Source organism: Phaeobacter gallaeciensis DSM 26640 (assembly GCF_000511385.1).
Lineage (GTDB): Bacteria > Pseudomonadota > Alphaproteobacteria > Rhodobacterales > Rhodobacteraceae > Phaeobacter > Phaeobacter gallaeciensis.
Genome location: NC_023138.1, coordinates 14,626 through 30,319, shown reverse-complemented (window position 1 = coordinate 30,319; position 15,694 = coordinate 14,626). Strand labels below are relative to the sequence as shown.

Sequence of the window (15,694 nt, the reverse complement as noted above, 5' to 3'; positions counted from 1 at the left end):
TGTTTTTGTCGATTTTAAACAATTCTGCGCGCAACCGGTCAAACGGCCAACGTGATCGCCTTGCTTCTGGTATAGGCATCCAGACCTTCCAGACCCTTCTCTCGCCCGAACCCCGATTTACGGTTGCCGCCAAACGGCAGCTCAATCCCGCCCGCCCAATAGTCATTGACGGTCACCTGCCCCGCATCAATCCGCCGCGCCATACGCAGCGCGGTTGCGATATCCTGAGTGTAGATACCCGCAGCCAACGCAAATTCGGTACCATTGGCCAGGGCCAGCGCCTCAGCCTCGTCGTCAAAGACCTGAATGGCCAACACAGGGCCAAAAATCTCCTGCTGGACGGCATCATCGTTGGCCGCGAGGTTATCCAGAATGGTCGGCGCATAGAACCAGCCCGCGCCACTCTCAACATCGGTCAGAACTTCGCCACCGGTGACGATCTCAACCCCGCGCGCCCCGGCGCGGCTGACATGATCGGCTATCTGCGCCAAATGCCGGACAGAGTTTACCGCTCCGATATCCGGCCCGCGCAACCCGTGGCCCACCCGCAACATCTGCGCCCGCGCCACCAGTTTGTCACGCACCTCGGCATGAAGACTGCGGTGGATCACCAACCGCGATCCGGCGGAACAGATCTGCCCCGCGTTCGAGAAAATCGCCCAAAGCGCGCCCTCAACCACGGCATCCACATCCGCATCACCAAAGGCAACAAGAGGGGATTTGCCCCCCAGCTCCAGCGTCAACCCGGTCACATTGGGGGCCACGCTCTGCATCACACCAACCCCAGTGGCCACCGAACCCGTGAAGGTGACATGCCGCACACGGGGGTCACGTACCAGCGGTGCGCCTACAGCAATCCCGGTGCCCGTCACCACGTTGACCACGCCCGCAGGCAGCCCCGCCCGGATCAGAAGATCGGCAATCATCAGGGCCGTGAACGGCGTTGTCTCCGCCGGTTTCACAACCGCGGAACACCCTGTCGCCAACGCCGGTGCGATGCCGCGAACCAAGGTTGAGGTCGGATAGTTCCACGGCACGATATGCGCGGTCACGCCAACTGGCTCACGCAGGGTGAATGCAGCATTGCCATTGCCGAGGTTCACACTGCGCCCATCCAATTTGTCCGCAGCACCGGCGTAATACTCCAGCAGTCGAGCAGACCCCGCGATATCACCACGCGCCTCCGCCAGGGTCTTCCCGCTATCGATGCATTCAACAACGGCCAGATGCTCCGCCTCCTGCCGCATCAGCCGAGCGGCTTCGTTCAGGATGGCGCATCGCCGCGCAGGAGGTGTGGCACTCCAAGCTTCAAACCCGGCCACGGCGCTGGACACCGCGTGATCAACATCCGCCGCATCGCCCGCTGCAAAATCAGCAAATGCGGTACCCCGTCCGGGGTCGAAACTCTCCATCCGCTCGCCGGCCCCAGATGCTACAGCGCGCCCATCAATGAAATGATCACGCGGCAGATCCGGCAGCGTCCCGGTCTCAAAATAGGCGGCGATCAATTGATCAGCGCTCATGGCGTATCCTCACTACAGGTGTATTTCGACGTGGCCAGCCACTCAGGATTGATCTCGACGCCCCACCCGGGCACATCGCGGACCACAGCCTGGCCATCACTGATCACAAACGGGTCGGTGACAAAGAGATCGCGCTGCCAGGGGTAATAATCCTCGCCCTCAATTGAGAACTCTAGATAACGCCCGGGCAGATCAACGGCGCGCAGCATATGCATCGTGAACAGCGTCACCATCGACAGATTTGCGCAATGAGGCGTGCATGGAAGCCCAGCCGCAGCGCCAAGGCGGGCCACCTCCATGCTCCGCGTCATCCCACCAAGATAGAGAATATCAGGCTGAATGATATCGACCGCACGCATCTCGATCATGCGGTGCCAGGTCTGCAAATCCCAATCCTGCTCACCGCCTGCCACATCCAAATCTAGCGCACGGGTCACCTCTGCGGTCTGCTCCAGCATCCAATAGGGGCAGGGTTCCTCAAAATGCTCATAGCCATGCTCCTGCAGCAACTGCCCCACCTCGATGGAGCGTTTGGGCGAGAACCCGGAATTGCCATCAACCAACAGCGCCGCCCCCTCCCCCAGTGCGGCGCGGATCTGGGGAATGATTGTCTCCGTCCGCCCCGGCCATTCGTCGCGGTCTTCGCCACATTCAGCCCCCACCCGCACCTTGAAGGCATCAAACCCGAGATCATCGCGCAGCGCTTTCATCCGCTCCGCCTCATCCTCGGGCGTGATGTCGCGACGCATCGACGACGCATAGGCGCGGATCGGACCAGCTGATCCACCCAGCAATTCCGCAACGGGCTTTTGCGCCACCCGGCCCCGCCAATCCCAGACCGCGGTATCAAGCCCCGCCATTGCGCGCCGCAAATAGGTGCCGGGATATTTGTGCTCTCGCAGCGGAATCTCAGCGATCACCGCCTCCATCGCATCCATGCCCCGGCCCAAAGCCCAAGGCGCCACTTGCCGATGGAGGATCTCGCAGGTCAGATCGCTGTTATAGGTAGACACCTGCCCCCAGCCCTGCTGCCCGTCCTCAGACGTCACCCGAACAAACCCCACAAGCGGGCTGCAGAAGGTTTCAATACGACGTATCCGGGGACCGCCATCGTCTTTGCCACGACCGGCCCCAACGGGGACGGCACCAGATGCTGAATAGGGCGTGCTCATGGGGACTCCAGAATAAGATCAGCGGCCCGATGGGCCAGCATCATGGTTGGGGCATTGGTATTGCCCGAGGTGATATTGGGAAAGACAGAGGCATCCACCACCCGGACACCATCAAACCCATGCAGTTTCAGTCTCGGACAAACAACACTTGTGCTGGCATCTGCGCCCATTCGACAGGTGCCGACGGGGTGGAACACTGTGCCACAACGTTCGCGAAAATCAGACAGTATATCCGCATCCGTCATCTCTCGCAGGTCCGTCCCCATCGCCGCCTCGATCAGACCATCCAGAGCCGAGGTTTTGGCCAACTGCTGACAAAGCCGCCCACCCGCAATGACCTGTGAGCGATCTTGCTCGGTTGCGAGCGAGTTTGGTCGGATCAGCGGTGCTGCGGTCATATCAGCGCTACAAATATCTATCCGTCCCCGGCTTGTCGGGCGGCTTGGCTGAAAGCCGAGAATAAACCCGGCAAAAGGATCGGGACGGATCACCTCGCGCTTGCCTTCCGGCGTCGTCGTATAGGTCACCGGGTTAAAGTAGAGTTGCTGATCAGGCCTCGTCAGCGACTGCGCACTTCGGAAATAGCCGCCACATTGGTTCACCGACAGCGCCAGCGGCCCCCGTCGCCACAGAGCATAGTGCAACGCCGCGCGGATCTTGCCTGACAATGGCGACAGAACGTTATTCAACGTCGGCTCAGTCGCGCGGAAATAGTAGTTGATCCCCAGATGGTCCTGCAGATTGCCGCCGACCTGCGGCTGATCATCAACGATCTCAATTCCAAGCCTGCGCAACAGCTCCGCAGACCCAATGCCGGAGCTCTGCAGCAGACCGGGCGAGGCAACTGCCCCGGCTGAGAGAATGATCTCCCGCCCCGCTGCTATCGACATGGATTGTCCCCGCCGTCGCACTTGAACCGAAACAGCGCGGCGCCCGTCAAAGGTGATCCGTTCGACCAGCGCGTCGGTCATCAAGGTGACGTTTTTGCGCTTCAAAGCAGGGGCTAGAAACGCCCGCGCGGAATGCATGCGCCGTCCGCCGCTGGTATTAATCCGATAGGCCGTTGCACCTTCGCCCCTCGGATCATTGATGTCATCGGTGCTGGGCAGTCCCAGTTCATCCGCCGCCGCAAAGAAATGCCGGTTCGCCGGGTGGACCTGATCCGACACATCCTGCACATGCAACGGACCCGTCCCGTGGCGTTGCCCATCCGGCGCCACTTGGGTTTCCATTGCCTCGTAGCACTGCCGGACAGCTTCCCAGCCCCAACCTGTGGCCCCAGCGGTCTCCCAATCGTCAAAATCCTGCGGCAACCCACGCGCATAAACCAGCGCATTGATCGCACCGGAGCCGCCAACACCCTTGCCGCGCGGCCAATACCCTGCGCGCCCGGCAAGCGCTTCCTCGCGCTCACTCTCATATTTCCAGTTCACCGCCGGATCGAAGAACGTCTTGCCATACCCCAGCGGCAGCGCAATCCAGGGAGAGCGCCCGCGCCCGCCTGCTTCCAGGATCAGCACCTTATGCCGCCCGGATCGGCTCAACCGGTCCGCCAGCACACATCCCGCAGATCCCGCACCAACAATAATGTAGTCAAATCCCATCACTTGCCCGACCGCCCGCATATCTCCTGTCGTCAGATCGTTACAAAGCATGGGACAAATCCAGAAACGAAAAATAATTCGTCAGCACCTTAAAAAAATTCGCAGCAAAGGTATTCTGGCCGTATGTATCGCGATCTTCCCCCGATGACCTGGCTTCGCGCCTTTGACGCCAGCGCCCGCCACGGCAGCTTCACCCAGGCCGCCGAGGAGCTGGGCCTCACCCCCTCTGCGGTCAGCTATCAGGTGCGCGGGCTGGAGGCGCAATTGGGGCATAAGTTGTTTCACCGGGACCATAAATTGCTCAGCCTGACCCGTCTGGGACATGCCTATCTGCCGATCGTGGCCAAAGCGTTTGCGGATATCGACGCCACCACCTGGAACCTCTTTGGCAACGGGGTCCAGCAGGAGGTGACACTCCGCTGTCTGACCTCGCTGAACCTTCTGTGGCTGATGCCACTGCTTGAGGATTATAAAACACGTTATCCTGACAGCCGACTGCGGGTGTTGTCCTCCTCGTGGAGCGAGTTGTCCCAAGGGGAAGCCATCGATATCGACATTCGCTATGGCGATGGCAGCTGGCGCGACGGAGCTGTCTTACCCTTGATGCAAAACAAGGTGATTGCAGTTGCCGCACCCAGCCTGCTTGGCAGCGCACCCTATCCCGATTTGCACAAACTGCCGCTGATTGAGATGAGCGGTGTCGTCGATACTTGGCGTCATTTCTTTGCGCGCCACAACCCGGAGGCCACACTCCCTGAACCAGCCTACAAGGTCGATCAGTCGCTGATCGCCCTTGAACTTGCCGATCGGGGTCTGGGAGTTGCGCTGGTCGCTGATGTGTTTGCCCGCCCTTATCTGGACCGTGGCACGCTGCTGCGCGCCAGCCTCACGGAACTTTCGACACAACATGGTCACCATCTGGTCCTTCCATCTGATCGCAATAGCCACCGCCCAGAGGTCCGAACACTGGTAAGCTGGTTGCAGTCTCAAGCCCAAAGCAGTGCCGAACTGATCCGCACCGCGATTGCCTCATCGCCAGCGGACAGCTAGGGTTGGCGCCGGGCGGACCGGATAAGCGAACCGTCTCATATCCTGACAATAACGCACCCTGGGTCGGCATGCTCTCTGTTCTCGCAAATCGAACCTACCGCCATCTTCTCGCCGCTCAGATCATCGCGTTGCTGGGAACCGGGCTTGCCACCATCGCTCTTGGACTGTTGGCTTGGCAAATCGCTGGCGAGCAGGCAGGCGTCGTCCTTGGCACCGCCCTCGCGATCAAGATGCTTGCCTATGTCGGATTGGCGCCTGTCGCCTCCGCCCTCGCAGACCGGCTGCCGCGGCGCGTCATGTTGGTATCGCTTGATCTCATCCGTGCCGCTGTTGCGCTTGCCCTGCCCTTCGTCACCGAGATCTGGCATATTTACAGTCTGATCTTTCTCATGCAGGCGGCCTCAGCAGGGTTCACCCCGACCTTTCAGGCCACCATTCCCGATGTGCTGCCTGATGAAGCCGAATATACCCGGGCGCTATCGCTGTCGCGGCTGGCCTATGATCTGGAAAGCCTGCTGTCGCCGATGCTGGCTGCAACCCTTCTCACCATCGTCAGTTTCCCGGTGCTGTTTGGTGGAACCGTGATCGGATTTCTAGCCTCTGCCCTCCTTGTGGTCTCGGTGCCGATCCCATCGCCACAGCCCAGCACACCACGCGGCATCTGGGATCGGACAACACGCGGTATCCGACTCTATTTCGCCACCCCAAGACTGCGTGGTCTTCTAGCGTTGAACCTGGTGGTCGCAGCGGCCTCCGCGATGGTCCTGGTCAATACCGTTGTGCTGGTCAAGGGCCGCTTTGCTCTCAGCGAACCCCAGGTTGCCATCGCGCTGGCGGCCTTTGGCGGTGGCTCGATGGTGGCCGCCCTGCTGCTGCCGCGGGTGCTGGACCATATGCCGGATCGCCCTCCGATGCTGGCAGGTGGCGCGCTGTTGACCATCGGTCTGTGGATCGGTCCGTGGGCCGACAGTTTCAATCTTCTGGTGGCGCTTTGGGCACTGCTCGGCTTTGGCTTCAGCCTGGCCCAGACCCCCGTCGGCAGATTGCTGAGGCGGTCTGCCCTACCAGAGGATCGCCCCGCCTTATTTGCCGCGCAGTTTGCGCTCAGCCACGCCTGCTGGCTGCTAACCTATCCACTCGCTGGGCAGATTGGCGCGCGCGCAGGCTTCGATGCCACATTTCTGCTGCTGGGGACCCTTGCAGGCGGCGGATTGCTGCTCGCCACAAAACTCTGGCACCGCGATGCTGATTTCACGCATCAGATTGAGGCAGCTGCCCATGATCACTCTGACCTGCCCCCTGATCACCCCCATCTGGCCACCTATGGCCATGGGCCGAACCACCGGCATCCGGTGGTCGTCGACGATTTGCACCCGCGAACATAACGGCGCCGATCTGTGATCCCCCACGTGCGGTGGACCAAGGTCCCTAAATATCCAGCGGAAGTTCCTGTGTGCTTTTCTCAGTCGACACCACAATTGAGGTGCGGAATTTACGCACGTTGTTGTCAGAAAAGAAAAATCGATGGGTGAACGCCTCGTAGCCCGCAATGTCCGGCGCGACCACGACCATAACAAAATCAGCGTCACCCGCGATGCAATAAAAATGCAGCACTTGCGGATCGATCCGCGCCTTTCGCTTGAACGCATCAATCTGCTCAAGCCGATCCCGTTCCAACTCCACGGAAACAATCGCAGTAACGCCTAATCCAACCTTTTTCTGATCAACCAGCGCGACTTCCTTTTGCAAAACACCAGCCTCACGCAACCGCCGCAGGCGGCGCTGCACTGAGGCGGTGGACAGACCGCTTTTCTCCGCCATCTGCTGCACCGTTGTGCGCGCGTCCCGCTGCAGCTGGGTCAACAGCATACGGTCCGCGGCATCTACCTGACTTTCCTGCATCATATTCTCCGTATAGGTGATCAAATATGATCACTATTCACAAAAATGAGCGATAGGGAACATCACGCACCGCTGATAGAACAATGTGATGACACATCACACACCACACATACCGACCGCATCACTGGCCCAAGGCGCACTGGCAATTCTGCCCTTGGCACTGGGGGCATCCCTTTATGGCTTTGCCTTTGGCGTTTTGGCAGCCCAGATCGGCTTTCCGTGGTGGGGGATCGCCACAATGAGCGGTTTGGTGCATGCCGGTTCCTCGCAGATTGTTGCGGTTGAACAATTCTCCAGCGGCTCAGCTCTTCTCGGCGCGGTGCTGGCCGGTGCCGCGCTCAATCTGCGCTACATCGGGATCGTGGCCTCGCTAGTACCGCTGCTGGATGGGCTGTCGCTGTGGAAAAAACTGCTGGCGATCCACATAACCGGCGATGAAAACTGGGCCCTGACGATGGCAGGACGGGTGAAAAACCCGCAGATTGGCGCCGGTTTCCTGATCGGGTCCGGCTGCGTGATGATTTCGGTCTGGACCCTGTCAACGGCCCTCGGCGCACTGGTCGGGTCAAGTTTCGGTAATTTGGAGCGCTTTGGTCTCGGCTTTGCCTTTACGGCTGCCTTCATCGCAATGGCCCGAGGTCTGTGGGAAGGCACCGGCGATCTCGCGCCCTGGACAGCAAGCTTCGTTGCCAGTCTCACCTTGGTCACCGCGCAGATGCCAACGGCCTATGCCATTTTACTCGGTACGCTGACCGGCGTTGCAGTCCTTCTCCTTAATCTACGCAGAAAGGTACCGGCGCGATGACGTTGAATGAATGGGGATTGATCCTAAGCCTCGCAGCGATGGCTTTCGGGATCCGGGTTCTTGGGCTGGTTGCAGGCAATCGGGTGCAGCAATCCCGCTTTGCCCCCTTGTTGGGTCGCCTGCCGGGTTTGATCGTGATCTCGCTGGTTGCGACGTCCTTGGCAAACCAACCGCCCCAGACTTGGATCGCGGCGGCCATTGCTTTAGGGACTGCCGCACTAACAAACAACGTTATCTGGACCATGATTGTCGGCGTCACAGCCTATGCTGTGCTCTCCCACGCCGCATTTCTATGATGTGAAATCGCACCTGCCTCCCTTCGTAAAAAACACCCGCAGCGGTATCAGCCACTGCAGGTGCCAGAAGGTCGAACAGGCCGACAGCGGAGATCGTCACCCGGTCATCTGCCAGTCGTCGGGATCCTCATCCCATCCATCCTGCTGAGTCTCCCCAGCAGCAGCCGATGCATTCTCCTCCGCCACGGTGAAGTTTGATACCAGCTCCGCCAGCTTGGTCGCATCGCCGCGCAGCATATGGCTGGCCGCTGTGGATTCCTCAACCATCGCCGCGTTCTGCTGGGTCACCTGATCCAGCTGCGACATGCCGATGTTGATCTCATGCAGCCCGGTCGACTGCGAGGCAGCACCATCGGCAATCTCGGAGACCTGCTGCGAAATCTGCCCGACCTGGGTCACAATATCGCTTAGCGCAGTTCCCGCCTTGCCCACCAGTTCGACACCATAGTCGACTTTTTTCGAGCTTTCGCTGATCAGCGTTTTGATCTCCATCGCCGCCTCGGAGGTGCGTTGCGACAGCCCCCGCACTTCGGAGGCCACAACCGCAAAGCCGCGGCCGGCATCGCCGGCACGTGCCGCCTCAACCCCGGCGTTCAGCGCCAGAAGATTGGTCTGGAACGCGATATCGTCAATCACGCCGATGATCTGCGCGATATGTTTGGAGCTCTCCTCGATATCGGTCATGGCAGAGACTGCGCTGTTGACGACGCTGCCGTTCTTTACGGCTTCGCTCTTTGCATCCTGGGTGGTGGCCTCAACAGACCGCGCACCATCGGCTGCAGATTTCACGCTGGCGGTCAGCTCATCCAATGCGGCGGCGGTTTCTTCCAGCGTCGCAGCCTGACTTTCCGTGCGGCGCGACAGATCATCAGAAGCCTGACTGATCTCATCCGCACCGTTGCGTATGGACGAAGCCACATCCACCATATCGACCACAGTTCTGCTCAGCGTTTCAACCGTCAGATTGAAATCGGCCTGCAGCTGCGCATAGCCCTCTGTCAGCTCTTCGGTGATCCGGGCAGAGAGATCGCCCTGCGCCAGCCGTGCCAGACCATTGCCAATAGCTGTGACTGCAGCAGTCTGCTCAGCCTGATGGGCGGCCCGCTCCTCTTCTGTGGCTTTGGACAGCGCCTCTTTTTCAACGAGACCGTTGCGAAATACCGTTAGAGCCTGTGCAATCCGGTAGATTTCATCGCTGGTACGATCAAACCCGTTGATCGGGCTCAGATCACCATCCGCAAGCCGTTCGGTGGTGCGACTGATGGCATTCAGCGGACGTTGAACCAGCCAATGGGTCAGTAGCAATGCCATGACCAACAGCCCGGCGGCCATCATCAGCAACCGCTCGATATTGGCGTGTGCCGCATCGACTGTAGTCGCAATATCCGTCGCCATATAGGCAATCTCGCCCCGGCTGCCCGATCCCAGAAGGGACGCGCGGCTGGCAATCTGCAAGACTGCATTGGCCGTAGCATTTGCCTCCTTGGTGGCATCCGCATCCGCGGTGAGCGACGCAATGCGAAAAATCGCCAACCCCTGATCTGGGTCTGCCATAGTGATGATTTCATTGAGCTGGGTTGCAAGCCGCCCATCGTCAAATGTCTTATACTCAGCCAGAGCCGCCGCCGCTTGCTCCATCGGTTCCGCAGCAGCACGGGTCTGCGGAATGCCCTGCGCCGTCACCACATCCAGTGCGGCAACCTGAAAATTACTGATCCAGGTGTTGATCTCCAGCAGGGTATTAAGAAAGCCAACTTCATTGGTCAGCAGCCCCTGAATGGCTTTCTTGCTGTCTTCGCTGGCATCTTCAGCCGCCAATGTCACCTCAAATACCATGTCATCGACCGCGGTCGACAGTTCCGTATCAGTGGACAGGCGGGCGCTCAGCACCTCCTGGCGCAGGGCATTGGACTGAAGCCGCCCTCGCGACACCGCCTTCTGGAGGACAGCAGCGGCATCCCGAATGGCAAAGATCGGCACCACACCGGGTGCCTCAACCTCCAGAATATCGATGACATCATTCAGGCGACCATCCGACGCCTTTGCTAAATCCGTCAGGATCGACTGCATCGCACGGTCCTCGGTTTCACCAATCGCCAGAGCAATGCCAGAGATCAGATTGATCTCCGCCCGCGCCTGCAACAAAGACTGCAATGTAGCGAATTTGACCTCGACCAGATCAACCAATGTTGCGTCAACTGCGGACATCGTCTGTTCGCCACCTTTTGAGAGGTTCGAGTAGGCGTGATCCGCCATCTCAGCGAGGGTGACCTGCATGGCGCTGCTCAAGCCTTGAAGCTGTTCCATCATGGCGATCACCGCTGCGGCATTCTTAAACGCGACGGTGCGCGCCGTGATCGAGGCTTCCAGCGCCTCCTCAACCATGACAACATCCGGTTTGAATTCATCGCGCAGCACCTGCGGCAGCTGTTCCACCACACCATCCAGCGCCCGGACCGCCGCGGTGACATCGCTTTTTGCGAAGTCAAGCGAGCCTGGCGTGTCCGCAAGCATAACCGCAACCATTGCGTCTTTCGTCCGGGCGGCAGCAGCAGTCATCTGACCGCTGAGCTCCAGCTCTGGAAGCTTGTCCTCGGTCAATACATGCACATCAGCAGACACCTGCTCAAACGCCTGTGTCACAGCATATCCAATCGCCGCCGAAGTACCCGCCATCGCCAGCAGGATAAGGAACATCTTGGCGCGAATACTGGACAACGGATTCCACCGCCGTGTCGCGCGTTTACGTGTCTGCGTCGTCATAATTAGTCCCGTAAGTCATTAAAACTACTAGGCTCTGCCCGAACAATCGGACAGACGCAGGGCAGTCGAGGCACCGAATATGCCTCGACCAATTGCTGCGTTAGGATTCACCACCCGCGACGACGGGCTGAAACCCACCCTCTTTGGTGATATGTGTCAGGAACACATCGTCCATGCCCTGATTGTCATCCGGGCCAAAGCGCATGGTTACGCCGCCAAAGTCCACATCACGCAGGCCTGCCATGGCCGCGAGATAGCTGTCACGCGTCAGATCCGCGCCGGCGTCTTCCAAAGCACGGATCGCCAGACGCCCGGTCAGATATCCCTCCAGTGTTACAAACCCCGGGTCTACATCAGCGTCGACGGCTTTCAGGGCTGCCTGATACTGCGCCACGACAGGCAGCGACTGATCCCATGGGAACGGCACAACCTGGCTGATGATGACGCCCTCACCCGCGTCGCCCAATTCCTTTGCCAAGGCATCCGAACCCACAAAAGAAATATTCACAAAGGTCGGGTTGAATTTCAGCTTGCGCGATAACTTGATGAACTCGGCAACCGGCTTGTAGGCCCCGACCATCACCACCGCATCCGGTTTTGCTTTGCGAATGGTCAGCAGCGCCTTTTTCACGGCGGTGGTGTTGCGCGTATAGGTCCCCTCGGCCACCAGCGTCATGCCACGTTTTTCCAGGGCAGCGGTCACACCGGACAGGCCGACACGGCCAAACCCGTCATCCTGATACAGCAGCGCGATCGACTTCATGTTCTGCTCATCAACCAGATGGGCGATCCAGGCCTCAGTTTCCGCGGCATATGTGGCCCGCACATTGAGGATGTTCCCGTGGCTGGCATCACGCAGGAAACCCGCGCCGGTGAAGGGTCCGATAAAGGGCAGCCCAGCCTCGGTCGCAATCGGCTGCGTCGCTGAAGCGGTCGGCGTTCCGACAGCCCCAATCAGGCCAATGTGCTGATTACCCGCAATCACCTGTTTGACCAGCGCCACAGACTTATCCGGTTCATAGCTGTCGTCCATGCTCTCCAAAACGATGCTGCGCCCATGGACACCGCCCGCGGCATTGGCTTCGGCAAAAGCCGCTTCCAGTCCCAGTTGCATACCCTGGCCCAGAGCCGCGGCCGGCCCTTCAAGCGCAGCAACCTGTGCGAAGCGCACCTCAGTCGAAGAGACACCCTGCTCAGCCAGTCCAAGCGATGGCACCACCAGAGCCAGAACCGCCGCAGTCGTTAGTTTTCTTAGCAACATCGTTTACTCCACCTTCAAATACATCGCAGTAGCCTGTGGCCTAGCTGTTAACAAAGCTTCCAGCCGCCAGAAAAAATCCCGCACAATACCACTCGCATTTTAACGACCGTCAGACGCCATCATCCCCAAAGCGCGCATAAACCGTCGACGTCGCCCGCGACCGCTGTTAGGTTGGTCGCGCTCTATCCCCGGTCAAAAATACAGGACCCTCCATCGTGAAAATTCCTTTGTTTTTTGATGGCTACGACCTTAGGGCCTATGATTTCCCGGGCGGGCAAAACCTGTCACATCTGCGCGAACGTCTGCGCTATGGGTATCGGTTGATAAAGGGAGCGCAGCCCCGCACCGGGTTCTATGTTGCCTTCACAAACCTCGCCAAAAGCCTGCGAATTTTAGGCCACGACGTCGTGATAAATGACTTTGGCTTTGCGCGCAGGCACCCGAACCACCCCATAGGGTTGAGTGGATATCTCCCACCACTTGCACGATTTGGGCTGCAAAACCCCGCTATTTACGGCCCTGGCCGGGTTCCAGACCCGACGGAGCTTACGGCGATTCGCAGTCAACTGAACCTGAAGGTGGTGACCTATCCATCAACCTGGCCCATCCAGCTCAATCCGATTGAGACCCGCGCCCAGTTTGCACCGATGTTCGTCGGGATCGATACAGATGCCTGGCCCGATATGTCCGGCGCGACCAAATCCATTGATGTGCTGTTTTACAACAAGGTGCGCTGGCGCCGGAAAACGGCTCGTGAAACTGACCTGATCCAGCCACTACGCGATATTCTGAGCGCCCGTGGCCTCAGCTGGCGGGAACTGGACTACGGGAACCACACCCCCGCGCAATACCGCGATCTGGTCAGTCGCAGCCGTGCACTATTGTTTTGCACCGAACATGAGACGCAGGGGTTGGCCTATCAGGAGGCCATGTCGGCCAATCTGCCGGTTTTTGCCTGGGATCAGGGAGAGCTGGTCGATCCCTCCCAGCGCGCGCTCGTACAAGGTGAAGTGACCCCAAGTTCGGTGCCTTACTTCGACGATCGCTGCGGGCGCCGGTTTCAGATCAACAATATCGAAGAACAATTCGACCGGTTCTGGCGCGCTCTCCCCAGCTACCGGCCCCGCGACTACGTGCTCGACACCCTGTCCCTGCAGCGGGGAGGGGAGCGGTTCATGTCGCTTTATGCACCGCTTTTCGACGGTGACGCCCAGGAGTTGCATCGCTCTACCCCCGCCGAGGCCAATAGCGCCACCACATCTGCCGGGGTTTGACGGAACACCGTTTCCGGCAGATCGGTGATCCGTTGGCGAGTGGCGGCAATCTTCGGTGGCGTCAGATCCTGTAAAAGCCCGATCAGCGCCTCAGTGTCTGCGGTCCGCAAGGTCCAGCCCTGACCAGTCTCCTCGATCTTGCGGCCGGTTTCTGTCCCAGACAGCGCGATGACCGGGCAGCCATGCCAGCCCGCCTCATAGATCCGGTTGGGCAGAAGCAAATCGGAATTCCCGCTCCGCGAGGAATCACCCATCTGCCAGAGATCTTGCGCCCAGACAACATCGCAACTGTCATAACAGGCGGCGAGACCTTGGGGGTAAGCATAGGCCCCATGGAACATCACATTGCCAAGGCCAGCGATCCGGGCGTGAAAATCTGGAAGCACATGGTCGTGGATCTTGCCGTGAATATGCACCTCAACGGCTTGCCCCATCTGTTCTGCTACGCGCAACAGCAGCTCAAAACTCGGGCGACAGCGGATGGCACCGATCCAGCCCAACCGCAGCGCCTCACCGCTGCGCACACAGTTGGTTGGCACAGGACGTGGCATGTCATCGGGCACAACCATCTTGTTTTCGACCAGATGCCAAGGGCCCGAATAGCCCTGAACAGGTGCAAAATACCCGTCGTGAAATCCGGGCGATGACAGCCACAGAACCTCCGCCCCCGCCATCAGACGCCGCTCGCCCCAGCGGGCCATTCTGGATTTGAGGCGCGCGCCCTCAAACAGCGAATGGATGTCCAGCACCTCATAGGCGATGGGTGCGGTAGCGCCACTACGCAGCCGCAGGGCGGCGGCTAGCGCCAGCATATCGACATTGCGCGCGACCAGCAGATCGGCCTCTTGCACCAGCGGTACCAGCCGGGGATCGCGCAGTGCCGTGGCCAGCGCCAGCCGCCCGCGTCGCAGCAACCCATGCTGGCCAATTTCGCCCAGATCAATATTTTGCCAATTCACCTCCGGCAACGCTCCCTTGCGCGACGCGACCGAGATCACCTCATGTCCCAGCGCCTGAAATGACGCCAACCGCCGCAGCTGGGCCACATCAGTGAGATCAGAGGCAAAGCAGACCAGCCGCGCCATGGCTCAGCCCCGCACCCGCTTGGACGCAGCTTCTCGATCCGCGCGGTCGCCATAGATTTTGGGTTGTGGCAAAGCACAACACCCCGCAAGCACCCCCAGGTGCAGCAATCCACGCAACAGCCAAAAATTGCGGCGCTGCTCGGATGGCAAAGCAATAAGCCCGGCACCGGCGCAATAGGCCACCTTGGCCATCGCAGCACCTGCCAGCCGTATCCGCGCCAGTGATCCGGGTGCGCCAGACACATAGCTCTGCCCCATGCGAAACCGCCGTTTCGCCAGCCACCCCAGACGCAACCGCTCTGGTGCCACGTCTTCAAAAACCGGCGCCTCAGCAGAGATCGCAAACCGGGCACCCATATGCGACAGTGCAAAGAAATAGGCCGTATCCTCTCCGCCACTTGTCCCGCGATCCAGATCAAACACCTGCCCCTCCCAGAGCTGACCGGCAAATCGCATCAGCGCATTGCAGCTATGGGCGGTTTGCGGTTGCTTTGTTTCGGTCTGCATGGGACCGCGCAGCTCTGGCCAATTGCTGTGCCAGTCCTGATCCACCATCCAATCCGGTGCATCCGCAGGGTAGCACGCGATTGCCGGGCCCGAGATCACATCTGCACCGGTGTCCACCGCCCGGCGCATCAGCTGTTCGATCCAATCGGCGGGCACCACCTCATCGTCATCGACAAAGGCGACCCAATCGGACTGTCGATTGCGTGCCAATGCGAGGCACGCGTTGCGCGCGACAGAGATATTGCGCGCAGGCGCATGGATATAACTGACCGGCCAGGAGGCTGTCGCTCCGCGCACCCAATGCTCCGATGAAAGAGCCTCGTCATTATCGGCAACGATAATATCAATCGTGTATCCCGTCGGAGCACGCAGCGCGGCCAGGCTCTCCAGCGTCTCCACAACGCTGCGGCGCCGATAAGTACATAACAGGATTGAGATCCGCTCGGTCATTC

General features: G+C 59.7%; 13 protein-coding genes. 5 read left to right on the top strand and 8 right to left on the bottom strand.

All coding sequences use genetic code 11. The annotated features are described in order from the left end of the window. Positions 1-38 precede the first annotated feature (38 nt). Genes GAL_RS18335 through GAL_RS18325 form a run of 3 tightly spaced genes read right to left on the bottom strand, consistent with a single transcriptional unit; the run spans position 39 to position 4,302 of the window. Positions 39-1,523, bottom strand: a complete 1,485-nt coding sequence (locus tag GAL_RS18335) for an aldehyde dehydrogenase family protein (protein WP_024099038.1) — start codon at positions 1,521-1,523, stop codon at positions 39-41. Beyond that, positions 1,520-2,695: a mandelate racemase/muconate lactonizing enzyme family protein gene (locus tag GAL_RS18330; RefSeq protein WP_024099037.1), complete on the bottom strand. Its 1,176-nt coding sequence runs from the start codon at positions 2,693-2,695 to the stop codon at positions 1,520-1,522. Before GAL_RS18330 ends, GAL_RS18335 begins: the two co-directional genes overlap by 4 nt. Continuing rightward, entirely contained in the window at positions 2,692-4,302 is a 1,611-nt protein-coding gene (locus GAL_RS18325; protein WP_456153955.1) for a GMC family oxidoreductase, read from the bottom strand. The genes GAL_RS18330 and GAL_RS18325 overlap by 4 nt, the downstream gene beginning before the upstream one ends. Positions 4,303-4,422: 120 nt before the next feature. Between GAL_RS18325 and GAL_RS18320 the strand changes: the two genes are divergently transcribed. Together GAL_RS18320 and GAL_RS18315 are read left to right on the top strand one after the other, a co-directional pair. Next, on the top strand, positions 4,423-5,349 hold the full coding sequence (locus GAL_RS18320) for a LysR substrate-binding domain-containing protein (RefSeq protein ID WP_024099035.1): 927 nt from the start codon (positions 4,423-4,425) through the stop codon (positions 5,347-5,349). Between the two features lie 68 nt (positions 5,350-5,417). Continuing rightward, on the top strand, positions 5,418-6,734 hold the full coding sequence (locus tag GAL_RS18315; protein ID WP_024099034.1) for an MFS transporter: 1,317 nt from the start codon (positions 5,418-5,420) through the stop codon (positions 6,732-6,734). Between the two features lie 43 nt (positions 6,735-6,777). Here GAL_RS18315 and GAL_RS18310 read toward each other — a convergent pair whose 3' ends face one another. Further along, positions 6,778-7,251: an Lrp/AsnC family transcriptional regulator gene (locus tag GAL_RS18310; protein WP_024099033.1), complete on the bottom strand. Its 474-nt coding sequence runs from the start codon at positions 7,249-7,251 to the stop codon at positions 6,778-6,780. A gap of 88 nt (positions 7,252-7,339) precedes the next feature. Here GAL_RS18310 and GAL_RS18305 point away from each other — a divergent pair, with 88 nt between their 5' ends. Both GAL_RS18305 and GAL_RS18300 read left to right on the top strand, forming a co-directional pair. Further along, positions 7,340-8,056, top strand: coding sequence for an AzlC family ABC transporter permease (locus tag GAL_RS18305; RefSeq protein ID WP_024099032.1), 717 nt, complete (start codon positions 7,340-7,342; stop codon positions 8,054-8,056). Beyond that, a complete protein-coding gene (locus tag GAL_RS18300; RefSeq protein WP_024099031.1) occupies positions 8,053-8,352 on the top strand; it encodes an AzlD domain-containing protein in 300 nt (99 codons plus the stop codon). The genes GAL_RS18305 and GAL_RS18300 overlap by 4 nt, the downstream gene beginning before the upstream one ends. 96 nt (positions 8,353-8,448) lie before the next feature. Here the strand turns inward: GAL_RS18300 and GAL_RS18295 are convergent, their stop codons facing one another. Together GAL_RS18295 and GAL_RS18290 are read right to left on the bottom strand one after the other, a co-directional pair. After that, positions 8,449-11,115 carry a methyl-accepting chemotaxis protein gene (locus tag GAL_RS18295; protein WP_024099030.1) on the bottom strand — a complete coding sequence of 889 codons (2,667 nt, stop codon included), beginning with the start codon at positions 11,113-11,115 and terminating at the stop codon, positions 8,449-8,451. A 100-nt stretch (positions 11,116-11,215) separates the two neighbouring features. Further along, positions 11,216-12,376, bottom strand: coding sequence for an ABC transporter substrate-binding protein (locus GAL_RS18290; protein ID WP_024099029.1), 1,161 nt, complete (start codon positions 12,374-12,376; stop codon positions 11,216-11,218). Between the two features lie 215 nt (positions 12,377-12,591). Here GAL_RS18290 and GAL_RS18285 point away from each other — a divergent pair, with 215 nt between their 5' ends. Continuing rightward, entirely contained in the window at positions 12,592-13,650 is a 1,059-nt protein-coding gene (locus GAL_RS18285; RefSeq protein ID WP_024099028.1) for a glycosyltransferase, read from the top strand. On the opposite strand, the gene GAL_RS18280 is transcribed toward GAL_RS18285, so the two are convergent. Together GAL_RS18280 and GAL_RS18275 are read right to left on the bottom strand one after the other, a co-directional pair. Continuing rightward, the gene (locus GAL_RS18280) at positions 13,560-14,735 is read right to left on the bottom strand and encodes a glycosyltransferase family protein (protein WP_024099027.1); all 1,176 of its coding nucleotides are present in this window, start codon (positions 14,733-14,735) and stop codon (positions 13,560-13,562) included. The genes GAL_RS18285 and GAL_RS18280 overlap by 91 nt on opposite strands. 3 nt (positions 14,736-14,738) lie before the next feature. Continuing rightward, the gene (locus GAL_RS18275) at positions 14,739-15,692 is read right to left on the bottom strand and encodes a glycosyltransferase family 2 protein (RefSeq protein WP_024099026.1); all 954 of its coding nucleotides are present in this window, start codon (positions 15,690-15,692) and stop codon (positions 14,739-14,741) included. Between the last annotated feature and the right edge of the window lie 2 nt (positions 15,693-15,694).